The organism is Lacunimicrobium album (assembly GCF_052161635.1).
Taxonomy (GTDB): domain Bacteria; phylum Planctomycetota; class Planctomycetia; order Planctomycetales; family Planctomycetaceae; genus SXPC01.
Window position 1 is genome coordinate 470,748 of the sequence record NZ_CP197413.1, and the last position, 25,673, is coordinate 496,420.

Below are 25,673 nucleotides of genomic sequence, written 5' to 3' on the forward strand. Positions count from 1 at the left end.
GAATTCGTTACCATCCCTCTTTTTTTAGAAAGAACGTCATGTCTCAGTTCAATTGGAAATCGTTTGGAAGTCTGCTGGCTTTGCTCATTCTGGCTGGCTGTCCTCAGACACAAACATCAACTACAGAAAAGTCTTCAACCTCGACATCAAATCCAGAATCGCACGAAACTGGTGGTCATTCCCATGGTAGCGGCCCCAACGGTGGTGTCGTCTTCGACCTGGGAGCCTATCATGCAGAATTCACGGTCGATCATCCGGCACAAAAGGTCCAGGTGCTCTTCACTGATGGTCAAAAGCCAATACCTGTCACTGCCAAAGAATTCACACTGAACATTAAGGAGACGAAAACAGCCGATGGTAAGGTCGTCGCTCCGATGACGATTACTCTGACCCCATCTGATGCTGTTGACGGTAAGGCGGCCGCATTTACTGGTACTGATCCAGGTATTGGCAACGTCGCCGACTTCGCCGGAACCGTCATCGGCGAGATTGATGGTAAACCTGCCCAAGGCAATTTCGCTGAGTAACAGGGGCTATAGGCGTCGCCAGCTGACCAGCAAAATGGTCAGCTGTTTTGTTCATTGGTTAGAGTTCGTTTCAGAACCGTTTGAGAATAGTGAACACGATGCAGAGTTGCCAGAAGCCTTTGAAAAGGTTGGGGTGATACTCTTAACATGTGGCCAGTCGTTCAATGACTTCAGCCAGGAGAACCTGCGTTACAGTGCCCACAGCGGCGTGTGCTTACGTGTTGTAGCGTTCTTGACTTTGCTGAGTTCCCGTCGCTCCTGCCTAATTGCTTATTGATAATCGACTTATGTATCGAATATCAGATTAAGGTATGGCATGCATCTTCTTCAGGAGATGCTTACCAAGCCTTGAAGTTGTTTTCGCGCGGAAAGAACTGGCTCCCAAATTCAAATGTGAAGCGAGTAGTGGACAAGGAGTAATGGTATTTTGTTAAAATTATGTTGGAATGTAAGCTGTTTAACGGTAGACACTTTGGAAAATCCTTTCGGTGGTGAATCAATGCAAGGATGTATCGTTGTCGGACAGCAAATCGAATTATTCTTCAGATAGTAGCATTTCTTCTAATCAGCAGTTACTCAGAGCATCTTTCTTCCAAACCGAGGGATAATGGATTCTGACAGAATCGAATCACGCGTCCACGGGTGTGAGGCGATTAGCTCTCTTGTTTTCATGCAACACCAGACCATGATATAGAGTTCCTGGACCCTTGACCGAAACCATGCCGACACTAAAGAAGTTCACGGCCGACAGTGTTTTCTGATGACGCTCAATGACGTTTGCCCGGAGTCAGAGGCTGGGTTTGGTGTTTTGCTGAATTCCGCGATCCTTTCAGGAAAACTCTCACTGTCTGACGGCTGATCTTTTTGATTCCCAGTTTCCTCAGATCACCGAGGATGCGTGAGTACCCAAACGACATTGACTTAGCGATCTGAATGACCAGTTCACAGATCTCTTTCAGTTTACGTCGTCCGCAGCTGGCAGGTGACATTCGTGTGATGCCCTGGCACGCATCCCGGACGCTATCGGTAGAACGATGAAGGACTGACGATTGTCAGGTGTTCTTCAATAGTACGCCCAAGTGGCTTACCGAGCTTCAGCAGTCTGTCCCGTTCATATATCTTGGTGTGAGTCAGATCGGGAACGCAGTTTCGCAGAATCTTTGTTCCCTTCCTTCAGAAACTCAAAATGCAGCGAGTTCTCGATCAATTACGCAGGCTATCAGGGTAGGGTAATCCCCGCCTCGACAGCTGTCTGGCTTCTAATCTGCGTCTCGATGGCTTGGTGAAGATCAACTGTCGTGTCCTCAGACGAAATACTCACAATTAAGCTGTATCGAGCCAACTTCTCAACCAGAGTGGCGTCTTTTCGATATCGCCACCATCCACCAACTGGAAATACAGCAATTTGATTGGAAGCCGCTAATTGTGCAGCGGTTCCCTGCCAGGCGTCGGAATGGATTGAGCCTCGAACACTGACTCGCTCTGGACCAAGATCCCACTCGCGATCATCAGAGATAGTATCAAAGGGCTTCTTTTTTCGGCCATTTTCCGTTGGCCAATCTGCGGATGTCAGTCGAGCCATCATTCGGACAAGTGATTCTTCCGGTCTTCGAACGGAAAATCTCAAACCGTGGGATGCATACTGGTGGCGAGCAATGTACCCGCGTCTTGGTGGATTTGGTTCGATGAAATATGAAAGTGTCACACGCATCCGTATGCGTGTACTACCCAGCTCTTCCAATACTTCTTTTGGGAGTGGAAGCTGATGTAAATGCATTTCGTGTGTCGAGTTGTCGCCAGTTGTTTTTTTATACGGTTGCAGTTCATCCTGAATTACCATGGTCGACCACCCTTGGGCCGAGCGTCGTGCCCTCAGGAGGTTTGGAACACCCATTCCATAGACTCGCAGCCGTTGGCGTCTTTGCGGATAAGGAAATTCCTCCATCATCCGAGGGGTCCATTCCGCCGAATGCACCATCAATCCTCGAATCGACTCAGGCCAATACGAGGGGTATTCAGCCTGCAGGATCGCTGCCATCCGTGCAGCCAATGCTGTTGCAGCACTGGAATCGCGAGATGTCCCCAGCAACTCAGCTGTTTCTGGACGTGACATTGTTGTCAGCAGTGCTAGATCCTCTGCGCCTGTCGTAAAGCCACTGGCATCACTCGCATAATTTCCGCCTTCGAAAACGATATCAGGTTTGTACGGCCAATTCTCATTCCAGCAAAGTGAGGTACGACTCGCTGGCGAGAGGCTGCCTGGCTTCGCGATGGGCGAATAGCCTTCGAGCCCCTGTTCTTCGAGCCAAGCCAAATTTGTATACGCTCCTACTGTCAGAGCATTCCAAGCTTGAGCAGGATCTTCAACGCTGGAGAGGTGATTCTCATGGGGATAGTTTTTACCGATGTCCTCTCGCAGATTACCTGTTGAACAGATCAGCAGCCTGCGATAACCGTCTAATGTTCCAGCGCAGGCTTGGTCGATCGATGCAGACCAGAGAGTAGGACGCCATTGATCATTTCCTTCGCAGGTGACAGCCAGACAGAAAATGCGTTGAATTTCCGGAAGGGCTGCTTCCGCCAATGCCATCGCTCCGGTCGTGATTGGTCCATAATCAGGAGGCTGATTTTGACCATCTGGAGGAAGAATTTTTACTGACTCAAGACGGTGAGTCAATTCAATACTCTCACCGTCGTACAGTGGACTTGTTAAACACCCAAACAGACATAGTCCCGCCAACTCAGTTCCATGCCCATGATGGTCCTCCGATCCCCATTCCTTCTGCCATGTCTGGAGATCCTCAGAAGAAATCGCGGATTCTAATAATGGATGTCCCCGATTCACTCCCGTATCAAGTATGCACACCCGTACGGATTTATTGTGTGCGAACGTTGTTCTCGCCAACAAATCTTGAATGAATTCCGCCTGTCCCGAAGGTGGAAGCCGAGTGAATTCTCCCGACACAATTTTTGCGCGACGGAATTCCGCTAGATGTTGCAGTAGTCCTGGGAATTTTTCCCATTGTTCACGTGATGCATAGGCAAGAACCACAAGTCGGTCAGGAAAACGAGTCTGTTGTTGGCTGAGCGTGATTCGCTGCGCTGCCGCCGTTGTTCGGAACCACGAGTCAGCTCCATCTCCTGGAAAACTTGTTAGCCATACCTCCCACCAAAATGCTTTTTCCTTGGCGGGTAACTGCTCGTCCGGCTCACGCCAATAGTCAGAAAGATCTCCGGCTTCGATGCCAGTGACACTACTTGCGAAATCCTCATTCTTTGGTCGGCCCGTCTCAGTCGTTTCATGTCGATACTCATGAAACTTCTGAGCAAGAGAGTCCACCTTGCAATCAGGCACCGCAATCAAGTATTCGTTCGAGTCCCCTTTCTCGCGGACACTCAGGACTCGGATTCCACGACTTTCATTTCCGGTTAAGCTTTGAAGTTTCAGAGCCAAATCTGATCCTTCACTGAAAACCATTGGAATGAACTGCAAACCATCTCTTGTCGGATCAACCTTCTGACGAGTTTTGGCGATCCTCACAGCACGGTCGAGATCCTGCAGCAATTTATCTCCATGAGTGACGTGCTCTGGCCGAGGAGGACTTTCTTGTTCTCCACCAGCGGGGGGAGATGTATAGGCTTGCGAAGTGCGGGTTCCAACTAGTGAAAAATGTCGGTAGTCTGTCATGGACCGTTACATCATCTCATGGGGTGTTTTCGTTCCTGTCTTGAGCCAACGGCTCGTAACATGTCTTCTATAATTATATATCGTCGATCATTCAAGACCGCCATCTTAGCCGCTTCATCACAGGCCCGACAAACCTCCGCGTGACTAAGCCCACGAGCAGCATCAGTGACTTGCATCAAGTCAGCGTTAGAAAGCTGAAATGCTGCCAGACGGTTGAAAACTAGACTGCTTAATTCGCTTTCAGATGGCATTTTGTAGCGAATCACATCGTCGAATCGACGAAACAAGGCATCGTCCAAAATTTCTTCCAAATTTGTCGCTGCAATGACGAGACTGTCGGAATCATCTTGTTCTAGAAACTGCAGGAAGGAATTTAAGACCCGGCGTATTTCTCCGACATCATTGCTCCCCGCACGCATAGAGCCGATCGCGTCGAACTCATCAAATAAGTAAACACCGCGAGCATGACGCATGGATTCAAAGATCGCGAAAAGTTTCGCAGCAGTCTCACCCATATATTTTGTTATGAGAGAATGCAGTTGCACGGCGAAGTGTGGTAGTTTCAGCTCCCCCGCCAAAGTCCACGATGTCATCGTTTTTCCAACGCCGGGAGGACCGACAAGTAGAATCTTGCGTCTTGCAGAAAGTCCGTGCTCTCGCAGCTTACTCTGCTGGCGATACTCTCGAATGATTTGTTCCAGCGACTCTCTTTGCGAGGGAGCAAGCACCATTTCGGAAAGTTTTGTATGTGGATAAGTTGCCGAAAGCAACGTTGCGAGCTCACCCGTGGGGCGAGCCATTGGGACTGCCCCGCCCACCTTTGCTGTTCGTTGTTTTCCTTTTATTTCATCGACTAATTGCTTGAGTTCAGCGGCGAACTTGTCACGTCCTGACCTTGCCTCATGCGCAGCAATTTGCAAAGCCACAGAAACGAACATTTCGCCGTCCGCTTCGCTATAGCTTTGTAGTAATGCCTTGAGTTGCTGCGCTGTGGCCATTTCAGCCAACTCTCCCAGTAAATTGATGTGGACCGTCTGTCATTTGCTTGCGACACTCTGGGGACGCGAATATGGACGGTCCTTCCTCTTCCCAATACCCAAAATGATACGTACAGAATTTCGTTGGTGCTTGAGGTTGAATAGAATGGGACGTCGCAATCTGCTAGGAACAGACGAGCAAAAGACCTGATTCAGTTTTGTGATCACGACTGCATTATGAAACCTCTTTAGGAATCGCGCCAGTCTTTTCCGGAGTCTTCAGTATCGAGTGCTGGAAATGAATTGTGAAGATGCTGTGGCAAGACAAACCAAAAAGAACTGCAGATTCGGGACCCTTTGCTGAATCAACTGTCATATTTGTCGTTGTCCCAGCATCAGACTGTTTTCGTAGCAATTTCCTTCGATTTATTTTCACGTCTATATCAACACGTTTTAACGGGCTGAGGTCAGCGACTGATCCGACAAGCCCGTACGTTTTACATTATTGCTGACTAAAAGTTTGCCCGCGAAGGCTGTCGTCGACCTGAACGCTATCGACGGCATCCAATCCACCTGTCAACAACAATCCATTCACCTGCGCCTGGGCAGTGGCCAAGTTGGACAGCGATTCAATATATCGCAGATTGGTCTGATAGAATGTTTGTCGTACAACCAGCACTTGAAGGAACGCAAACTCTCCCGCATTGTATGCTTGCTCAGCAAGTTTGAGGGTTTCTTCTGCCTGAGGAAGGATTTCTTGGTTATATTTTTCTACCGCAACTCGGGCCGAGTCGTATTCCTTTGCAACAACGGCAAGTCTCGCTTGAATCGCCATTTCGAGGCGGCGAACTTCGTGTGTTGCTTTACAGTAGCCAGCATAGGCAGCAGAGATATTGCCTTGATTTTTGTTAAAGACTGGAATCGGAGCGCTGACTTGAAGGTTGATCATTCCGTTATCAGTACCTCGATCGTAACCAGCCCCCAGTTGTCCTGTGATGTTGGGAATGGCCTGAACTTCCTGTCGAGACAGATTTGCCCGAGCTTGAGCAACTTTTGCACGAGCAGCATGGAGTTCTGGACTGGTCTGAAGCAGGTTCTCAAAAGTTTGATTCCAATCCGTCAGAGTCGCCTGCGTAGGTAGATCACCAGACAGTTTTGCTGGTTGCATGTAGGTCACACCAACGACGGAAGCGAGCGACTTCCAGGCTGCATCATAGGAGTATTGTGCTTGTTGAAGTTGGACTTCAACCTCGTTCAGCTGAATACTTGCTTGCAACACATCGGTTCTGGAAGCTTCTAGTGACTCATTGCGCTTCTTGGCAAGATCTACTCCTTGAGAGACGACTCCAAGAAACTCCTCGATCAGATCAAGGCGACGTTGGGCAGCGAGGGCTTCATAGAATCGCATGCGGACGTCAGTCATGACGCGATAGGTCTGTGACTGATAATTCCAGCGTTGAACTTCAACCGCTTGTCGCATTACTTCCTGGTTAAGTTGCAGCTTATTTCCTGTAACGAACTCTTGTTCGAGGAACAAGCCGTGTTGATCAGTGCCTTTATCTGCAATCTGAGATCCGAAGTACCCGACTGTCGGATTTGCCTTACGACCAACCTGTGACTGCATGCTGGACGCTTCTTGTGCTCCCGCAGCTTGCTGGGAGAGGGTCGGGTTGTTGGACATAGCCAACTGTTCGAACTGCTCGATCGTCAGACCTGCAGTGCCTTCCGCGGAAGTCAGAATAACACCTGATGCGTTATTTGCGTTGTCATCGGCTGGACGAACATCTGCTGCTGCTGCGATGTTTAACGAGTCCCGTTGAACCGATGTTTCTGAAGTAATTGGCTGAGATGCAAGATCGGCGACTGACTGAGGGACCGGTGTGTATTTGCTTTCGGCAACTGTGTTTCGTGAACCAGCACAGCCTGATGCGGCGAATAAGCAAATCGCTGTATGCAAATAAAATTGTCTTGAGTGACGTGGACTCATAAAACACCTCCGAGATGGAATAATGAAGAACTTAGAAACGAAAGTTTGTTTCTCAGTTCCAACTTAGACCTGCAGTCGGAAAGGTCTGAGCCTACTCAAAAGTGGTGGCGGCTCACCCTGAAATTTCGCCTTTGTGGAAAAGAAGGGAAAGTCGAGAATAAGTAATGAAGGAGACGGTAGAGGAGCATCGCTAAAAATAGTTGTTTCGGCATCCAGCAAAACACCTTGATCAGCAAACTGACACTGCTCGCAAGGTGGAGCATCATGCTTGTGCTGACCATGCTTGTCATGCTGATGTTCAACGCCCCTCTGGTGACAAAGGGGATGTGTGCAAGAATGCTGTCTAGCACTGGAGGAGCAGGCGGAACCAAAATCACCGACATGAATGTGAGCGAATGCCATTCCGCATGTGCATGGTAACAACTGGCTGATCACCACCATGCCTGCTAGAAGAATCGATATGTAGCGTGGAACGTTCATCCGTGTTATCCATGTCTGATTCAACCCAAAGGCATCCCGTCCTCCTTACTTTCTTCGGCATGGTCACAAATTCAGGATCAATTCGCGACGAATCATGTGATGAGAATTTATCTTAAAATCGGCCAGAGCAATTCGATCGCTACAATCGTTAGCGTCGCCATGGCAATTTAGTGGCGCTGTTGGCCAGAAGATAAAGAGATATGGTGGAGCGAACCAATTACGTGCTCACTGCCATGAATTTCTGGTTCTATAGTGGTTAGTATTTGATCGATGAAGTGACAATCTCAGTAGTAAAATGCAAAACTCAGGCATGAATTACTGCTAACCCTGGAAAGTATTCGCCATGAACATTGGCACGAGCCATTTGATCTCCCAAGGGCTCGACAGCATCCATTGGTCCCAGGAAGCCAAAAAATTGTGCTGATTGTTTGGCTATTTGCGGTACATGAGATTCTTAAGCAAGCAAATACGTCACATCTCGACGGTTTGCAAATTAACGAGCAATCAATGTTAGTTGATAGAGCAGGAATAAGCCCGACGCCTGTTCGCTTGATGTTGGGCACATTCCGGTAATTAAAAGCAAAACTGCCAGGGATGCTTCTCCCTGGCATCCGACGCCGTCACAAAGGATTTCGTCCTGAGCCAGTATGATTCGCTCTAAATCGGAGAAACGTTTCCCTGTCAATCCGCGTTCATGCTTTCAATTGGGCCGACTAATCTTTTACTAGCTGCGAGGATTCAAAAACCAATGTGTTTTTGAATTTCATTTGAGCACAGGATGATAGGCAGAGCAGCCACGAAGGCCAGCCACTCTGCCCACCAAGGAGTGTTTCACTAGATTAGTGTTCGTGCTGAGTTTCAAAACCGTTGGCTCGTAACCAGTTGGTCCACTTTTCAGATGTCGCGTGATCAGCGACGTGAATGTCGATCCAAATCGGAGCTCGATATTTGATGTCAGAATGTCCGTCGTGTTTGTCAATTTTCACTTCGGTACCGAGCTTCTTGAGAATATCGATAACTGCAGCTTGCTCCTTTTCGTTACCTTCACCGTGTAGAGTTTTCCACTCTACCAGGCGGAACTCGACCGATTCTGGTCCCTTGGAAAATGACGCATCCTGATGCCCATGGAATACGTCGAACCCTGCTTCTTTCAGCCATCCTTCCCATTGATGAGCAAGATCATGGTTGGCTGCGGTCATTGTCTTCCATTCTTTTGCACGGTACCGGATATCGATATGCCCGGCATGCCCACTCTTTTCGGCTTCACATCCTAATTTCTTGAGCGTCTGGAGGTGTTGTTCCGCTTTGGCGGCATCTTCAAAATGTGATTCTTTCCAGTCTTTGAGTTGAAAGCCGAGGACCTCCCCAGAGTGATCATGATCGCCATGCTCGGCGTGATTGTGGCCTTCATGCGAGTGCCCTTGCTGGGCATATCCAATAACGGGAATGGAGAAGCATGTCATGGCGACAGAGAGAATTGAGACTTGGAACCGTTTCATGATAGCATCCTTGAGAAAACAGATTTCCTGGCATCGATCGTCCATCGTGTAATGCAGGAATCGAACCGGGTTAAAGACCAGCCATCGTTGACTGGTGTGAAGTGACAGAGCTGTGTCCCATCTTGCTTTCTTCTGTCAGCTCAATCGTCTCACGTGAAGTGCGCACAACACGTTCGGCGTCTTTGATCCCAAGCAGAAGAAACAACGCAGGGTGAACGAAAAAGTCAAGCAACGTCGAGCTGATCAGCCCGCCGAGGATGACCGTGGCAATCGGGTAAAGAATTTCCTTCCCCGCTTCGCCCGCGGACAGAACCAACGGAATTAGGCCGATTCCGGCAGTGAGTGCGGTCATCAGCACAGGAGAAAGGCGTTCCAGGCCAGCACGAATAATCATGCCGTGCGTGAAACCTTCTCCTTCATGCTGAACGAGGTGGAGGTAGTGATTGAGAAGCAGAATACCGTTCCGTGATGCGATACCCGTCAATGAGATAAAGCCAACCATCGCGGCAATCGTCAGAGTCTGTCCGGTCAGAACAAGGGCCGCAACGGAGCCAATGAAAGCCATTGGAAGAGCGGCCATTACCTGCAAAGAAAGGTTGGCAGAACCGAACATGGTATAGAGAACAAGAAAGACGCCAATCATGGCAATCAAGAACAACGTCGCGATGACGCGTGAAGCCGATTGCTGGCTTTGAAATTGTCCCCCATACTCGACGAAATAACCTGAGGGCATGGTCGAAACAACAGGGGTGACAATCTTCTGAATGTCTTTGACGACATCAACAACACCGCGTTCCGAGACGTTGCACTGAATGACAACACGTCGTCGAACATTCTCCCGGTTGACGGTATTTGGCCCACCCGATTCATAAACTTTTGCAATCGCAGAAAGCGGAATGGTCCCACCATTGGGGACTTCGATCGAAAGTCTTTTGAGAGCGTCAATATCCTCGCGATAGTTTTCACTGAGTCGCACAACGAGATCAAAGGTGCGCTGATCGATAAGTACTTCCGAAACCGTTGTGCCGTTCATCGCGGTCTGGATGAATTCGTTGACGCCGACCGCGGAAAGGCCATATAGGAGCAGCTTATCGCGATCGAGCTCAATGCGAAGTTGAGGAATAATGACCTGGGGTTCGATGAGAAGGTCTTTGATACCTGACACCAGCGAGATTTCAGCCTTCATCGCTTCCGCTTTTTGGCGTAAAAGGTCGAGGTCATCGCCATAAATCTTGATGCCGATCTGGGCCTTCACGCCGGAAAGCATGTGAGAAATCAAGTGGGCGATCGGCTGTTCGACAGCCGTTACAATTCCCGGGATATTTGCCATTGACTCGCGAATTTCATCGAGCTGTTGTTCGCGGTTACGAGAAGAATTTGGATCGAGTTCTATGATGAACTCGGTCATGTTGACTCCTTCCGCGTGTTCATCCAATTCAGCACGCCCCGTTCGTCGAGCGAAACTTTGGAGGTCTTCAATCTTCTTCAGTTCATCTTCGACTGATTTGTTAATTTCAGTCGAAGTGGCAAGAGATGTTCCTGGTGGTAACACGACGTTGAGTTGAATCGTGCCTTCATTGAAGGCGGGGAGAAAGTCTCGTTCCAGCCGGACTACGAACAATGCCGCTATTGCAACCGCGGCGAGCGTGACGCCGAGGTTTAGGTAAGGGAAGTTCAGGCTAAATCGAATGACTTTCTCCCCAAAGTACTTAAGCCAACGAACAAAGATGCCGTCTTTTTCTTCGCCTGTGTGTTTGTTGTTTCCCAACAACCAGTAAGAAAGTACAGGGGTAACAGTCAGTGAGACGACCAACGAGGAAAGCAGCGAAACAATGTAGGCAACGCCCATTGGGGCAAATAGCTTTCCTTCCATACCACCGAGTGCGAAGAGTGGTAGGAAGACCAGCATCACAATGATCGTTCCGAAGACAATCGAGTTCCGAATCTCTGTGCTCGCTCGATACACGACGAGTAGCGGATGGACAGGATTGGCTAAATGGCGGTTCTCACGCAGGCGACGAAAAATGTTCTCCACGTCGACGACAGCATCATCAACGAGTTCGCCAATAGCGACGGCAATACCGCCAAGGGTCATCGTGTTGATGGAGAAACCAAAGATGGCAAAAACAACAGCGGTCATCACCAGCGAAAGCGGAATCGCAGTCAGCGTGATGAATGTCGTGCGGAAATTCATTAAAAAAATGAAGAGAATAATCGCAACAAGAATGACACCGTCACGTAAGGCTTCTACGACGTTGTCGATAGCACGCTCGATGAAGTGCTTCTGTGAGTAAACGGGCATGATACGCACTGCTTCCGGGAGCGAAGGCTTCAGCTCTTCTAAAGCTTTCTCAATATTCTCGGTAACAAGACGAGTATCAGCACCGGGTTGTTTATTGATAGTCAGGATGACTGATGGACCGCCCGACCAAGAGTCCTTTGTTCGCATCCAGGCGGAGCTGTCTCCTCGTTTGACTTGAGCCCCTTCAACGACTTGAGCCACTTGGCTCAATGCAACAGGGCGTCCATCGCGAATCGTTACGACTACTTTCTGAAGATCTTCTATGCTTTGAATTCGTCCCAGGGCACGAACAAGTAGCTCGCTCGGTCCTTGCCGATCTAGGTAGCCGCCCGTGGCATTCTCATTGCTGGCTCGCACCGCTGTTTCGACTTGTTCTAGCGTAACGCCGAAGCGGAGAAGAGCTTCAGGATCAACTCGAACCTGAAATTGCTTTCGTTCACCGCCCATGACGAAAATCTGAGAGACGCCTGGGATCGTCAGAAGACGCTGCCGAACGATCCAGTCTGCATCTGTGCGCAACTCCATCGGTTTCACGTTCGGATCATCACTCCACATGGCAAGCATTAGGATTTGTCCCATGATGGATGAAATAGGAGCAAGTTGAGGTGTCACTCCTTCTGGGAGGCGATCCTGAACCATCTGCATCCGCTCAGCCACAATCTGGCGGTCTGTATAAACGTCGGTGCCATAAGCGAATTCAACGTAGATCACTGAGATACCGACGCCTGAAGAACTGCGGACGGCTTCAACGCCGTTTGCCCCATTCATCGTTGTTTCGAGGGGAAATGTAATTAGCGACTCAACTTCTTCGGGGGCCATTCCTAGCGCTTCAGTCATGATCACAACGCGTGGGCGGTTGAGATCAGGAAAAACGTCGATTGGCATTTGTGTGGTCTGCCATGTTCCATACCCGATGAGAAACAGGGCAAATGCAATGACCAGCAACTGCTGTCTGAGTGCAAATTGAATGACGGCGTTGAGCATGATTGGAGCAACTGAATGTTGAAGAAAATCTTAGGTACTCGGGGGAACACAAGAATGCAATAAATCGAAGTGAATTAGTGGTTGTGGCCGGCATGAGGGTCTGCCCCACCGCCTGACTTATTCTTAAGAGCCATTTGCATCTGGTGAGCTGATCGTAGCGCAATCACATCGCCAGGAAATATGGCGCCGTCATAGGCGATAACGGCACTAGATTGATCGCGATATTTCACGTGGACCGGAACCCGATCAAAGTGGTCGCTGTTCTGCTGAAAGACGTACCAGTCAGCACCGTCTTTGACGATCGCGTCGACAGGCACGACGATCTGTTCCTTCCACTCTTCAACCGGGATGCGTAACTGCAAACGTTGCCCAGGGCGATATTTCCATGAAATGAATCGCTGTCCCTCTGGGCTAGTCTGATCACGGATCACTTGATTGGGAAGGTTGACAAACAAAGGTAACGAGCGTGTCTCTGGATCGACCGAATTGCCGACGAACGCAAGCTTGAGAGCTTTGAGGACAGTCTCACCACCTTCGTTTGGAAAGACTGCCGAGACAGTCCACCCACGTTCTGAGGCCTGTGTAATCGCTGCAGAGTCTTGTTCGAACGCCTGGCCTTCAATGTAAAGTATGCTGTAGTCGGCAAGAGTACAGAGCAATTCTCCCGCGTTGACTGATTGTCCCTTCTGAACGTTCAGTTGCTCGATCACTAAAGACGTTTCACCACTTGGATTCGCATGGTGTGAAACTGGCTTTGTCGTCGTGCTTAGCTTTAATTCTTTGTCTTCATTGCGATCGGGCTGATCAAGAGCGGGAGCAACAATACTCAAGTCACGAAGAAGCTGGCGTTTGCTGACGATCTCGTCTACTTGGCGATTCGAAAAGCCGTGTAGCCTTAGTGCTTCACCTTGAGCAGCCAACAGGGCTTCGAGTTTATCCTTTGCATACCGACGCTCCAGTAACGTCTTTGCCGGCACAGCTCCACTTGCAGTTACCTCCTCAAGTCGGGCAATCTCGCGATTTTCAACGTCGAGTTCACCAAGTGATTGAAGAAACTGGGTTTGCGTTTCAACAAGGTCCTCGTGCGTGAGGCGAATTTCAAACATCAGAGATCCCGGCTGAATCGCTTCCCCGGTAATGGCATGAACATGGGTGATAACGCCCGTCAAAGGCGTTGAGACTTTGATCTGTGTTCGCCCTGGTCGCGCGACAACAATCGCAGGCACAGCGATAGTACGACGAAAATCTTGAAGCTGAATTGGCTTCACAAATTCATCCGTTAAACCCAGATTCATTTTCGCTTGAGAAGTCATTTCCAATGACGAGGATTCATCGTGCTCATGCGAGTCTCCTTCGTGGTTATGATCGCCACGATCGTGACTATCACTCTCCTTTGCAGCCTCTTTAGGCTCTCCCTCCGACGAGTCTCGATATCCTGCGATCCTTTGATCGATCCACATAGAAGTTTTGGGCCACCAGATACCTGAAGTTGCGATCCCCGCGATCACCACCCCAGCAGCCGAAATACGCCAGAACCATTTCAGAGAGTTCGATTTATGCAATGACATCATAATGCACCAAAAGCAGTAGCGCTTAGATCCTCGTCAGGATCGACGAGCAATCCGCGCAGTCTTATGTAGAGGCACACTAGAACAAGAAAGGAAGACAACAAGTCGCTTGAAAAGCGAAGAATCTGAGCCGAGGCGTGATTACCCAACGCCTCTCAGGTAAAGCAATGAACTACAGCTGCCAGCTATGAAACTGCGCGCAAGTGTCTAAAGGAGAGCATGTGACTGGAGGCTTCGTAACGCCAGCGTGGAATGATGTTGAATCGCCCGATGGCACTGCTAACAAAAGACTTACGACAACAGCTTCGAATGATGTCCATGAAGTCATTTCGACAGCTTTTACATTATCATTCAATTCGGTATAGGAGCATTCCACTTCGGCACAGTCGCCATGATCTTCCGAATGCTCCTGTGATTCATCAGATTGGGAATCATTTAAGCAAGATTGTCGGTGACCACAATTGGCGTGACAGTGGCTTGCAACGAGAGTGTCATTTTCAACAAACGCAATGGATGTTGCGTCAGACGCATGGGCATGGTGTGCGCAACAGCCGAGCATAACGTGGCCAACAAAGGCCACAAGCGTCAGCAGTTTGAAACACCAAGCAAACATGAAATGCCCTTGAAATAAGATGTCGGTATGTCGAAAGAATGACCCATTCTTAAGATCGTGTCAATTGCAACAAGAACTTGAGGCTGATCGTGCTCTTGGCAAAAAATCGAAATCACAAAAGGAATGACTGCCGTTGGGAGCTTTTCCTATCTTCACGGAACGCATCTAGTCTACGCTACTGTCTGAGGAAAGTGAACAGAGGAGAAATGGCGATTTTTTCTCCTCGCTACTGTTCCGGTCGAGAAGAGTGACTGTTAGCGAGATGCCCATGAATAGACGTGCAATGAACCGTGTTTTTGGCAAACAGCGTTACAAGCGAACCTGTCCTTCCTGTTCCAATTGATCGATAGCGGCTTAGTCGCGAATTGCTGGCTCTCATCATGAACAACGAAAGACGCCTGAGAACCGACGTCGTAGTTTTTACTCACAAAAATTATTTCCGCCTTGAAAATCACCCTCGTTGACGAGTACAAAGCAGCGCTCAGGAATCAACTCGAATCCCAACCAGGAGAAAGTGGAGTTCGGTTCTTGCCTTGTCTCAGACTGTCATAATTATAAATGCACGCTTTATGTGGCGAGTCGTAGTCATCTGGTCCTCCGAGGTGTAAAAGAATCTCATCCAGCTTGCACAAGTGAACGTATTTCTACCGCCAAATTCAAACAGTATAGAAAGCATCGCAATGAGTACACAGAACTTGAAGTCATTAGCCTACTGCATGTTACTCATTCCTAGTATGGCGAGCGTTTTGCAAGCCCAACCACATCATCACCATAATCGCAATTACTCTCCTGGATACCGTTTCGACCAACATAATTATTCCGTGCGAGATAATCATGGCTTTGTAATCGGCAATTATCATAGTCCCATGATTCATAGTAGTGCTCAGTATATTCTTCCACATTCCGGTCATAGCCATCATGGCAGCTACTATTACATGAACAATGCTTATTACTACCGTCCGCAGACAGTCGACCCGCACGGTCACACACTTCACCAGCCAACACCTGTGGCCTATGGTGGCTTCGCACATTCTGAAGATCTTTCAGGGCGTCTGGACGAACTGATGAACGAGCTGTGCTTGGATTTTTATTACAACTATTCCCATAACAATGGCTTCAATGAAACTTACCGGGAAGCGTATGGCATTCTGCAGACGGCAAAATTTCTACATGACGCAGAGCATCGCAATGACAAAAACGCTCTTCGCGAGCGTCTGACTGGCATTGACCAAGACTTTCACCATATCCAAGACGATGTAAAAGGGTGGACTCGACAGCATCAGCATCAAATCGGTGCTATGGGCGTGCAAAGCAAAATGGATTTAATTGAATCGACAATTCACCACATGATGAATGACATGGGAGTTCCTCATGCGGAACACGTCGAGGGTTCGCAGGCGGCGCCAGTTCCCAATGGCATCTTGCAACAGGCTCCTCCGCCACCTGGCGTCACCTCTCCTCCTGCTCCAAACATGGCATCGCCAATTGCGCCTCCAATTATGAATCAGCCTCCTCCTGCCCACAACTAACCTTTGTGAGGCCTGACGTAGCAGAGTGTAAGATTCTTTGTCAGGGATGATTTCGGTATACATGTCCCAGATCAGAAAACCTGAGTTCATACGAAAATGCTTTCCACAATTTGCTGTGGTCGGAGCATTGTTCTTTCTATCCGGGTTCACTACGCTCGTCTATGAGATCTCGTGGACTCGGCAGTTAGGAAACGTCTTTGGAAATACTGTCACGGCGGGCAGTGTTGTTCTTGCAAGCGTATTCATAGGACTGGCAATCGGTGCCTACGCGGCAGCGACGCAACTGCAAGCAGTCCCGCCCATGTTGTTGTTTGCAGGATGTGAGTTTCTCGCTGCAATTTGGACACTTTGTGTGCCTTGGGTCATAGGGATCCTAAGGTCATTCGCGCACGCTTGGGACTACGCGTGGCTGGGAAATATGGGGACAATATTTCAAGCCATTTGTGTCATCTCACTTCTTTTACCTGCCACACTTCCTTTGGGAGCGACGCTGCCAGCGATTGGCCGCGCATTGCAGCGAGATCGCCCGAAGAGCTCATCTTCGTCTCTACCCATTTTGTACGGTCTCAACACGTTGGGAGCGATGATCGGGGGAGTAGTTTGTAGCTATTGGATGATTATGAACTTTGGCGTGTCCGGAAGTAGCCGAGTTGCCGCATGCCTGGGAATCGGAGTCGCAATTGTCTCGACTGTTTATGCAACGAAAGCACAAAAAGTTGGTCAAGCTGCAGCCTGCGATCAATACTTTCTGCAGCGCACTTTGTGCAATCGAGCAACGAGCCGTGAGACTAATGGGGCTTGGTGGATTGCTGCAGTCAGCGGCTTTGTCGTCTTGGCATTTGAAGTTCTTTATACCCGGTTGTTTTCACTTGTCTTTCACAACAGTACATACACTTTCGGGAACATTGTCACGGTCTTTCTTTTATCACTTACTTTAGGCTCGTGGCTATCTGCTCTGCTGCAGCGCCGCCTCGATCCGGGAAAGCTAATACCGTTTGTTGCCATATTTGCGGCAGTCACAGTAATGGTTTCGTTGTGGCTTTTTGTGCGTATCTCACGGTTAGACTATTTCATAACCGACGGTTCAATGACAAGTCATTTGTTCCAATCATTCTTGCTAGTTGCGGGAGTCATCGTTATTCCCGTCATGCTGCTTGGGCTATTATTCCCATTAAGTTGGCAGCTAAATGGACCAACTCCAAACAATTGTCAAATTGGATACCTAGCGGCCATCAATTCAGCTACTGCCGCCCTCGGAGCAGCAATGGCGGGATTTGTCTTCCTGCCTTTATTCGGTTTATGGGGAAGCTTCTTGCTTTTATCCGGGATACTTATCCTTCTGGGAAGCCTCTTCAGCCAACGATCTGCCGTCTTAATTAGTGCCGGGTTAGCACTAGCCTTATTGACTACTATTGCTGTCGATTCACATTCCTGGCAAAGCTTAGGGCTAAGGAAGAACGAAGCTCTTGTCACTCGGCGAGAGTCCGCTTACGGCTGGATCGACGTTACGTGGGATCGAAACGACAATAATTGGTATCTCCGTGAGAATCTCCATTACCGCCATGGTGCGACTGGTGATCAGGCAGCGAGGCAAAAGCGACAAGCTCGTTTGCCATTACTGCTTCATTCCCATCCACAAGACGTTTTATTTCTCGGATTAGGCACCGGAATGACAGCCGCCGGTGCGTTACCCTTTCACGATGTAATGAAGCTTGATGTCGTCGAGTTGATCCCCGATATAGCAAAAGCTGCCGAAGAGCTTGGCGGGAGCTCGGATTCGATTTTCAAAGACGAGCGGACGTCAGTAATTATTGATGACGCGCGACATTATCTAAGAACTTCTCCAAAGAATTACGATGTGATTGTGGCGGATCTGTATGTCCCATGGGAAAGTCAGGCCGGATACCTTTACACTCAAGAGCACTTTTTAATTGTTGAGGATCGACTCAACACGAAGGGGCTATTCTGTCAATGGTTGCCCATATACCAATTAGGTGAAGGGGAACTCGTTTCCATCTGCGACACATTTGCATCAGTCTTCCCACACACTTCGTTATGGTGGGGAAAAATGGACCCCGCTCAGCCTATCATTGCGTTGGTTGGTTCGAAAGCACCCATTCGACTTAACGAGAAGCGGATCACATCCTTCTTTGAGAAGATAAATGCCAACGTCGTTTACGACGATCAGGAATTGTCGAATATCGAGCATCTTCGCTTGTCTTGTCTTGGTGATTGGAAGCAGCAAAACTCGGCACTCAACCTAGACGAATTTCCCAGAGTTGAGTTCGATACCCCCAAATCTCTGATGTCAAAGATGTTATTAAAAGGTCGTAATTTTCAGACTTTTTATGACGACTTCTTGTTTAAGCTGAAGGTTCCGCCCATTTTTCTTGATGAGAATGAACTCATTAGCAACGCGTTATTTGATAGCGTGAAAGCGACTCAGCGCTTTCTCCTTTTCGGCAGCGAATCTGGAAACGGCTTGTAGTCTTTACGGTATTTTCTTGAGAACGGGTTCTCATGTTGACATTCGGCCTTTGTGTACCGATATTAGTAAGGAATGTCGACCAACCTTTCCTCACTCTTGCTGATCGTGTGCCTTCTGGCGTGCCCATTTCGATGTATGGGGGCGTTTGGCGGTGGCGGGGAAGATACGTCAGTGGGACAAAAGTCTTGCTCCTGCTGCTCTCATCACTGCGGGACGTCGGAAGAACCTGATTCAGACGAAGCTCCTGCACCAGATGAAGACTGTGGTTGCTCGCTCTGTTTGTGTCATGGAGCCGTTAACTCTGTAGACGACATCTCGATCAATGTCCTGCTTGATCATGCCTGGGTGACGCCAATTTTGTATGAGCGTCCTGACTTCACGGCATCAGTTGAAGCGATTCATCCAAATCTGGCGGATGAGAAACCACTTCCCACATTAAGTGGCGTTACTGCGCGCATTGCTTATTGCTCCATTGTAATCTAGTTCACTGCTTTTCCCCGGCTACTGCTGTGCCGGTCTTCTTAGCTGAAGTCATGACCGGGCACTGATTGTCTCCTCGTTGCCCTATCTTCTACTGTTTTCCGTTCGGGATGCCCTGTTGCGCACCCGTTTTGTACTCATCTTGCGATGAAGGATTTTCGCATGTCTTACGTCAAGAAATCATTCCCAGTTCTCTTCGCTTCCCTTGTTCTGGCGGTCAGCATTCATAGCTCACAAGCCGCTATCCTGGCTGACAAGACGACCACCGTTGTCGAAGTCTCCGAGATGTGCGGCGGCTGTGTGAAGAAGATCACCCAGCGATTCGAGAAGGTCACCGATGTCGCTTCCATCAAATGTGACATCCCCTCAAAATCCGTCACAATCACTCCCAAATCCGGCGTGACGCTCAGCCCCAAAACGCTGTGGGAAATCATGGACGAAATCGGCAAGACGCCCGTCAGGCTTGCAGGTCCATCCGGGACATTCACAGCCAAGCCCACGAAGTAACTGGCACCTCCTGCCAAAGGAATGCTCTGATGTTTCGTCTGTTGCCATGGGACTATGGAGTCCGCAATCTGATGCGTCGACCGTCACGAAGTCTTCTGACTTTGGGAGCGATGTCGATCGTCATTTTGCTGGTGTTTGTGGTTGTCGGATTCATCCGTGGACTAGAGAGGTCGCTTGCTGTTAGTGGCGACCCTTCTGTCGCCCTGGTGTATTCTGTCAGCGCTGAAGAAAACATCGAAAATTCTGCCATTCCTGCACGTATCCCGTCACTCCTGACGGCCACTCTGGAAGGGGTCCGACAGCGGTTCGGTCAGCAATACGTCTCTCCAGAACTGTATCTGGGAACGCGTATTCAGACGCAACAACAGAATCAGGCGGGCCTGGGGTTGATCCGAGGAGTCACTCGCTCGGCCCCGCTCGTTCGCTCGAACGTCCGCATCCTGGAAGGAGCATGGCCAGGTCCTGGCGAAATCCTTGTCGGTCGTCTGGTCGCTGCCAAACTCGGCTGCAATCCTTTGGATCTGGTCATTGGGAACACGCTGACCATCGAAAAGCACGTCTGGAAAGTCTCCGGTCATTTTTCGGCTGGCGGCTCGGCATTCGAGTCCGAGATCTGGGCACCGCTGGAAGATATGCAACGAGTCCTCAAACGTCAGGATCTCAGCCTCGTCGCATTGACCATGGAAAGTCCATCGCTGCTGAGTGAGGTTGTTCTGTTTTGCAAAGAACGCACCGACCTCGAACTTCAGGCGATCGCTGAGTCTGCCTACTACGCGTCACTGCAAAAGCACTATCAACCTGTCCGCCTGCTTGCGTGGACGGTCGTCGTGCTTGTTGCTGGAGCAGGCATTTTTGCGGGACTCAACATGATGTACGGAGCCGTTGTCGGCCGTGTCAGAGAGATAGCGACACTCCAAGCCATCGGCTATCGACGCCGTGCCATTCTCATTAGTCTCATCCAGGAAGGAATGTTGCTCTCGGCTGCGGGCGCTCTTGTGTCCGCGTCGATTGCACTGACTTTGCTGAACGGAGCCGCCATCCGGTTCACGATGGGTGCATTTCGGCTCAACATTGACGGCATGGCCTTGTTGATCGGCTGTGGAGTCGGCTTGGCCCTCGGCGTATTTGGCGCATTGCCACCGGCCATTAAAGCCTTGCGTCAACCCGTTGCACAAAGTCTCAAATCCATTTAGTCACTCAACTTTTTTCAAAGGAAAACATCATGCTAAAAACAATCGTTACCTTCTCACTCATGACGACACTGGCCATTCTGTCGGGGTGTTCTCAAGTCAAAAATACGACGACTGAAAAAGCCACTCCCAAGGTTGATTCCCCATACATCGCGAAAGTGGAACCAGCAGGCGCACTCCCAGTCGGCGAATCACGCACGTCCGCGAAGACGGATGAGGAAATTGTCATCGTCGGTCGCATCGGGGGATCTGCGAATCCCTTTGTCGAGGGACTGGCAGCTTTCACGATTGTTGACCCGAAGGTCCCGTATTGCGCTGCTGACGAAGGTTGCCCGACTCCTTGGGATTACTGTTGCGAACAGAATGCGGTGAAAGGCAACATCGCGACGATCAAAGTTGTTGATCAATCCGGCAAAGTCGTGACAGAAGACGCACGCACCCTTCTAGGCGTCAAAGAACTGAACGAGATCGTCGTGCACGGCAAAGCCAAACGCGACGACGAAGGAAACCTGTCTGTGATGGCTGACCAGATTTTCGTGAAGTAACCAAGTCTAATCTGATCGTCTGCGTTGAACGTTCTTATCTCCATGAGCTTTCCATGACTCAAACGCCGCTGAACCTGAAAGACCTCGCGATCGATCGTCGACCGCAGGAAAAGCCCACTGCTCAAAGGCCACGTCGCCGAAATCTTCTTTCGCGCTACGTGCTGCCGGGAGTAGTCGTGGTTGGGTTCATGGCGGTCCTGATGATCACTGCCGGAGATCAATTCCTGCCACGCCAGAACGTGACCGTCATACCGGTCATCGTTTCGCGTGCAGACATTCAACAGGAGGGAACCGAACTCTTTCAGGCGCCCGGCTGGATCGAGCCACGCCCCACCTCGATCAATGTTCCAGCCCTCACCCAGGGAGTAATTGAACGCCTGCTGGTTGTCGAAGGACAGGATGTCGAGAAAGGCCAACCGGTTGCGGAACTAATCCGTATCGATTCTGAATTTGCCGTCCGTCAGGCGAAAGCGACACTCGACTTGCGTCTGGCCGAGCAAAAGTCAGCTCGGGCGTCTCTTCAGGCGGCTCAGTTACGCCATGACCAGCCCGTCCATTTGCAGTCAGTGCTAGCGGAAGCTCAGTCGGCTCTGGATAAAACCCGAACGGCTGTCGCACAAGTCCCCTTTCTCACCGAATCGGCACGTGCGAAAGTTGATTATGCCCGTCAGAATCTTGAAGGCAAGAAAGCCGCCGGAAGTGCAGTCCCTCAACGTCTTGTCCAGGAAGCAGAAAGCATTTTAGCCGCAGCGGAAGCCGATCTTCACGAACTCGCAAATCGTCCTGACCTTTTGAAAAAAGAACTGCAATCTCAAGAAAGTCGGGCCACTGCCCAGCAGACACAGCTGAAGCTTCTCATTGACGAAACTAGACAACTTCATGAGGCACACGCAGCGTGCGAAGCCGCCCAAGCGAAGCTCGACGAAGCTCAAGTCGCACTCGATCGAGCTAAGCTCGAACTCGAACGGACGATCGTGACTGCTCCCGTTGCTGGCCGTGTTTTACGGTTGATTGCCTATCCGGGCGCTCGCGTTATGGGGATGGAAGCCAACGCCGGTCAAAGCTCCAGCACCGTGGTCGAAATGTATGACCCTCGTTTCCTTCAGCTGCGTGCGGATGTTCGACTCGAAGATGTCCCGCTCGTCCTCCCAGGCCAGAAGGTACGCATTGTGTCGGCCTCCTTGAAAGAACCCATCGAAGGGACGGTCTTGCTTCCGACTTCCACTGCCAACATCCAGAAGAACACACTCGAAGTCAAAGTTGCGATTCCCGATCTCTCAAATTCTCTCCGGCCGGAGATGCTCGCCACGGCGACTTTTTTAGCTCCTCCAACTCAAACGACAGAATCGGCTTCCCAGCAGGCCGAGAGGCTACTCGTACCTAGAAATCTGATTGATGCTGATTCGTCGCAGAGTGCCGTCTGGATTGTTGATTCACAAGGCTTTGCACAGCGACGTCCCGTCACCCTCGGCAAAGCAGGGACACCCGAGCTAGTGGAAGTAACGGCTGGTCTGCATCCCACCGACCGCCTGATCGCCTCCGACCGCTCCCGCCTCAGTCCTGGTGATCGAGTCGTCATCACAGGCGAAGATAAAACACTCGGCATCAGCCAGAAGTAAGGAATTCCCAATCATGGCACTTGTTGAAATTCGAAACCTGACCAAAAGCTTCCGCAAGGGCGAGGAAGTCATCACGCCTCTGCGGGACGTCACGCTCGACATCGAAGAGGGTGACTTTATTTCGATGATGGGCCCCAGCGGAACAGGCAAAAGTACTCTGCTCAACGTGATCAGCGGCATCGATCGACCAGATTCGGGCAGCATCACTGTGAATGGCGTTGAAGTGACGAAGCTGTCTCGTAGCCGACTGGCAGATTGGCGGGCTGCCAATCTCGGGTATATTTTTCAGACGCACAATCTCGTCCCGGTTCTGACCGCTTACGAGAATGTTGAGCTTCCCGTTCTTCTTCTACCAATGTCTGCGAAGGAACGACGACGACGTGTCGAATTAGCATTAGAAGCCGTGGGATTAAGCGATCGAGCGGACCATTACCCACGCCAGATGTCGGGCGGTCAGGAACAGCGAGTTGGTATCGCAAGGGCAATCGTCGCTCACCCCAAAGTTGTGGTTGCGGATGAACCGACGGGAAGCCTTGATACAAAGACCAGCGAACAGATTCAAGTCCTTCTGCAACGACTCAATCGCGAACTTGGCATTACGATGGTCATGGTCACGCACGACAATGAAGTCGCCCAGATTGCATCTCGTCAACTGCGACTCGACGAGGGCCGCATCATTGAGAAGACCATGAATGGGACCACTCACAGCAATGATCTGTCGTTCGCAGGAAAGGTGGGATAAACCATGCTTATCCGCTTTCTTCCCTACGTTTTCAAAGGCCTCTGGCGTCACCGCGTCCGTACCATGCTGACCCTCAGCGGGGCCGCTGTCGCAATGTTTGTCTTCAGTTTCGTTGCTTCGGTCCAGGAAGGACTAGAACGCCTCACACAAGACGACGACGCTCAACGCACCCTGATCGTATTCCAGGAAAACCGCTTTTGCCCGACCAGTAGTCGCTTGCCCGAAGATTATTCCCGCATGATCAAGAAAGTACACGGCGTTAAGGAAGTTGTGCCGGTGCAAGTCTGGACTAACAACTGCCGCGCGAGCCTGGATATTGTCGTCTTCAACGGCGTCCCATCAAGCCAACTCAATCGGACCCGAGATCTGCAATTGCTTTCAGGGTCATGGCAGTCGTTTGAATCTCAGAACGACGCCGCTCTCGTCGGCAAAAATATTGCCACCCGTCGCGGCCTCAATGTCGGTGACCAGTTCTCCATCGGCGAACTCTCGGTCAAAGTCGCGGGCATCTTCTCGTCACCTGTCCCATCGGAAGAAAACCTCATTTACACCGGTTTACCTTTCCTCCAATACACTCGCGGCCTCGACACAGCGGGTCTGGTCACTCAGCATGAAGTCTATCTGACCGACGATGCAGATCCCGATACGGTCGCCGTCGAGATCGATCAGGTTCTCAAAGCAGGCCCTGTCGCAACCACGACACGACGCAAGGGAGCCTTTCAGGCGAGCACCTTATCCGACCTCGTCGACCTCATCGGCTTCGCCCACTGGCTGGGCTATGCCTGCGTCGGCCTCGTCCTCACCTTGGTAGCCACGACCACCGTTATGTCGGTTCAGGATCGCATCAAAGAGCATGCAGTCCTCCAGACGCTAGGCCTGCGCCCCTTCCTGGTCTTCCGCATGGTACTCCTTGAAAGTATCCTCCTCTGCTTCACCGGCGGCCTCCTCGGAACTACCATTGCCCTGACCATCTTGACCTTCGGCGGCCTCGCCGTTGGTGCAGAGGGAGTCACCATCGCCTTCCAACCCTCCTGGTCGATGGCAATTCAAGCAGCCATCGTATCTTCGATTGTAGGAGTTGCCGCAGGCATCATTCCTGCGATCAATACCGCACGAGCGGAAATCGTGTCTGCTCTCCGCTCCTAACAATTTGGTATTTCTTTCTTAATCTTCTCCACAAATGAAGATTCCATCACGACTCTGAATTTCCATCTTGGCGGAAGTCATAGCTTGCCGATAAACTCGGATATTCGGTGACCATATGAAACAAGTCATTCTACTACTATTGATGTTCGCACAACTCCTGATCGGGAGTGGCATTCCTGTGTTTGCGTGCATCAGCAAAGACGGTTCATACAGTGTTGTCGCGGGTTCATCGCTCTGCTCTGTGTGCCAGTCCCACGATGACGATGATGATCATTCCTGCGACGAAGGCGGATCTGAGGATCCTGATTGCACATTTTTCGATAACAAGGGCAACTCTTCTTGGGACTACGAAATCGCTTTAAACACGGAATCGTGTGGATGTAAGCATGTCCCCGGCATGCTGGTATCTGACTTATCAACACGAGCAGCTCGCCATGTGTTTTCCATCGAATTGGAGCAATTGTTTTTTATCATGCTTCCATGGTCGACGATTCGAATCTTACCATCACTGCCACTTCAAACGTCATTGTCTAAAGACTTTACTTCTGTCACATATGACTTGTTGACATATGTGCTTTCTACGATCGTTATTCGCTGTTAAACGATCGAATACGGCATTTGCCTCGACAATTGCTACTTCGCTTGTGCTCTGAGAGTGAAGTTCCCTGCCAGATTCTGGGAGTAGTCCAATTCGCTGACGCTCACGATCTTCTTTAGTCGTAAGCACTACCGGAGCATCCCAAAGTATGACGCGATTCGCATTTCAGGTGTCTAAGCTCATCACATAAGCGGCTTAAGAACC

At 50.1% G+C, this 25,673-nt stretch carries 15 protein-coding genes; 9 read left to right on the forward strand and 6 right to left on the reverse strand.

What is annotated here, in order from left to right; translation table 11 throughout:
• The first annotated feature begins 38 nt into the window (after positions 1 to 38).
• Entirely contained in the window at positions 39 to 527 is a 489-nt protein-coding gene (locus SH248x_RS01890; protein WP_459556819.1) for a hypothetical protein, read from the forward strand.
• A gap of 1,219 nt (positions 528 to 1,746) precedes the next feature.
• Here SH248x_RS01890 and SH248x_RS01895 read toward each other — a convergent pair.
• The 6 genes from SH248x_RS01895 to SH248x_RS01920 all read right to left on the reverse strand — a co-directional run bounded on the left by SH248x_RS01895 (position 1,747) and on the right by SH248x_RS01920 (position 14,015).
• Entirely contained in the window at positions 1,747 to 4,215 is a 2,469-nt protein-coding gene (locus SH248x_RS01895) for a S8 family peptidase (protein ID WP_459556820.1), read from the reverse strand.
• 11 nt (positions 4,216 to 4,226) lie between these two features.
• Positions 4,227 to 5,213, reverse strand: coding sequence for an AAA family ATPase (locus SH248x_RS01900; protein WP_459556821.1), 987 nt, complete (start codon positions 5,211 to 5,213; stop codon positions 4,227 to 4,229).
• A gap of 481 nt (positions 5,214 to 5,694) precedes the next feature.
• Positions 5,695 to 7,179 (reverse strand): TolC family protein, encoded by a 1,485-nt coding sequence (locus tag SH248x_RS01905; protein ID WP_459556822.1) that lies wholly within the window; start codon positions 7,177 to 7,179, stop codon positions 5,695 to 5,697.
• A gap of 1,319 nt (positions 7,180 to 8,498) precedes the next feature.
• Entirely contained in the window at positions 8,499 to 9,158 is a 660-nt protein-coding gene (locus SH248x_RS01910; protein WP_459556823.1) for a hypothetical protein, read from the reverse strand.
• 70 nt (positions 9,159 to 9,228) lie between these two features.
• Positions 9,229 to 12,444, reverse strand: coding sequence for an efflux RND transporter permease subunit (locus SH248x_RS01915; RefSeq protein ID WP_459556824.1), 3,216 nt, complete (start codon positions 12,442 to 12,444; stop codon positions 9,229 to 9,231).
• Positions 12,445 to 12,518: 74 nt separating this feature from the next.
• Positions 12,519 to 14,015: an efflux RND transporter periplasmic adaptor subunit gene (locus tag SH248x_RS01920; RefSeq protein WP_459556825.1), complete on the reverse strand. Its 1,497-nt coding sequence runs from the start codon at positions 14,013 to 14,015 to the stop codon at positions 12,519 to 12,521.
• 1,290 nt (positions 14,016 to 15,305) lie between these two features.
• Between SH248x_RS01920 and SH248x_RS01925 the strand changes: the two genes are divergently transcribed.
• From SH248x_RS01925 to SH248x_RS01960, 8 genes are all read left to right on the forward strand, one after another.
• Positions 15,306 to 16,154: a hypothetical protein gene (locus SH248x_RS01925; protein WP_459556826.1), complete on the forward strand. Its 849-nt coding sequence runs from the start codon at positions 15,306 to 15,308 to the stop codon at positions 16,152 to 16,154.
• A 61-nt stretch (positions 16,155 to 16,215) separates the two neighbouring features.
• A complete protein-coding gene (locus SH248x_RS01930; RefSeq protein WP_459556827.1) occupies positions 16,216 to 18,642 on the forward strand; it encodes a fused MFS/spermidine synthase in 2,427 nt (808 codons plus the stop codon).
• Positions 18,643 to 19,284: 642 nt separating this feature from the next.
• Entirely contained in the window at positions 19,285 to 19,629 is a 345-nt protein-coding gene (locus SH248x_RS01935) for a heavy-metal-associated domain-containing protein (RefSeq protein ID WP_459556828.1), read from the forward strand.
• A gap of 29 nt (positions 19,630 to 19,658) precedes the next feature.
• Positions 19,659 to 20,822, forward strand: a complete 1,164-nt coding sequence (locus tag SH248x_RS01940; RefSeq protein WP_459556829.1) for an ABC transporter permease — start codon at positions 19,659 to 19,661, stop codon at positions 20,820 to 20,822.
• 29 nt (positions 20,823 to 20,851) lie between these two features.
• A complete protein-coding gene (locus SH248x_RS01945; RefSeq protein WP_459556830.1) occupies positions 20,852 to 21,364 on the forward strand; it encodes a hypothetical protein in 513 nt (170 codons plus the stop codon).
• A 53-nt stretch (positions 21,365 to 21,417) separates the two neighbouring features.
• The gene (locus tag SH248x_RS01950; protein WP_459556831.1) at positions 21,418 to 22,983 is read left to right on the forward strand and encodes an efflux RND transporter periplasmic adaptor subunit; all 1,566 of its coding nucleotides are present in this window, start codon (positions 21,418 to 21,420) and stop codon (positions 22,981 to 22,983) included.
• Positions 22,984 to 22,996: 13 nt separating this feature from the next.
• Positions 22,997 to 23,725, forward strand: a complete 729-nt coding sequence (locus tag SH248x_RS01955; protein ID WP_459556832.1) for an ABC transporter ATP-binding protein — start codon at positions 22,997 to 22,999, stop codon at positions 23,723 to 23,725.
• Between the two features lie 3 nt (positions 23,726 to 23,728).
• On the forward strand, positions 23,729 to 24,871 hold the full coding sequence (locus SH248x_RS01960) for an ABC transporter permease (protein ID WP_459556833.1): 1,143 nt from the start codon (positions 23,729 to 23,731) through the stop codon (positions 24,869 to 24,871).
• The last annotated feature ends 802 nt before the right edge of the window (positions 24,872 to 25,673 follow it).

What these genes read in the sequence shown, in the direction of transcription:
- SH248x_RS01890 (WP_459556819.1), top strand. Translation starts at nt 39, where the DNA reads ATGTCTCAGTTCAATTGGAAATCGTTTGGAAGTCTGCTGGCTTTGCTC.
- SH248x_RS01895 (WP_459556820.1), bottom strand. Translation starts at nt 4,215, where the DNA reads ATGACAGACTACCGACATTTTTCACTAGTTGGAACCCGCACTTCGCAA.
- SH248x_RS01900 (WP_459556821.1), bottom strand. Translation starts at nt 5,213, where the DNA reads ATGGCCACAGCGCAGCAACTCAAGGCATTACTACAAAGCTATAGCGAA.
- SH248x_RS01905 (WP_459556822.1), bottom strand. Translation starts at nt 7,179, where the DNA reads ATGAGTCCACGTCACTCAAGACAATTTTATTTGCATACAGCGATTTGC.
- SH248x_RS01910 (WP_459556823.1), bottom strand. Translation starts at nt 9,158, where the DNA reads ATGAAACGGTTCCAAGTCTCAATTCTCTCTGTCGCCATGACATGCTTC.
- SH248x_RS01915 (WP_459556824.1), bottom strand. Translation starts at nt 12,444, where the DNA reads ATGCTCAACGCCGTCATTCAATTTGCACTCAGACAGCAGTTGCTGGTC.
- SH248x_RS01920 (WP_459556825.1), bottom strand. Translation starts at nt 14,015, where the DNA reads ATGATGTCATTGCATAAATCGAACTCTCTGAAATGGTTCTGGCGTATT.
- SH248x_RS01925 (WP_459556826.1), top strand. Translation starts at nt 15,306, where the DNA reads ATGAGTACACAGAACTTGAAGTCATTAGCCTACTGCATGTTACTCATT.
- SH248x_RS01930 (WP_459556827.1), top strand. Translation starts at nt 16,216, where the DNA reads ATGTCCCAGATCAGAAAACCTGAGTTCATACGAAAATGCTTTCCACAA.
- SH248x_RS01935 (WP_459556828.1), top strand. Translation starts at nt 19,285, where the DNA reads ATGTCTTACGTCAAGAAATCATTCCCAGTTCTCTTCGCTTCCCTTGTT.
- SH248x_RS01940 (WP_459556829.1), top strand. Translation starts at nt 19,659, where the DNA reads ATGTTTCGTCTGTTGCCATGGGACTATGGAGTCCGCAATCTGATGCGT.
- SH248x_RS01945 (WP_459556830.1), top strand. Translation starts at nt 20,852, where the DNA reads ATGCTAAAAACAATCGTTACCTTCTCACTCATGACGACACTGGCCATT.
- SH248x_RS01950 (WP_459556831.1), top strand. Translation starts at nt 21,418, where the DNA reads ATGACTCAAACGCCGCTGAACCTGAAAGACCTCGCGATCGATCGTCGA.
- SH248x_RS01955 (WP_459556832.1), top strand. Translation starts at nt 22,997, where the DNA reads ATGGCACTTGTTGAAATTCGAAACCTGACCAAAAGCTTCCGCAAGGGC.
- SH248x_RS01960 (WP_459556833.1), top strand. Translation starts at nt 23,729, where the DNA reads ATGCTTATCCGCTTTCTTCCCTACGTTTTCAAAGGCCTCTGGCGTCAC.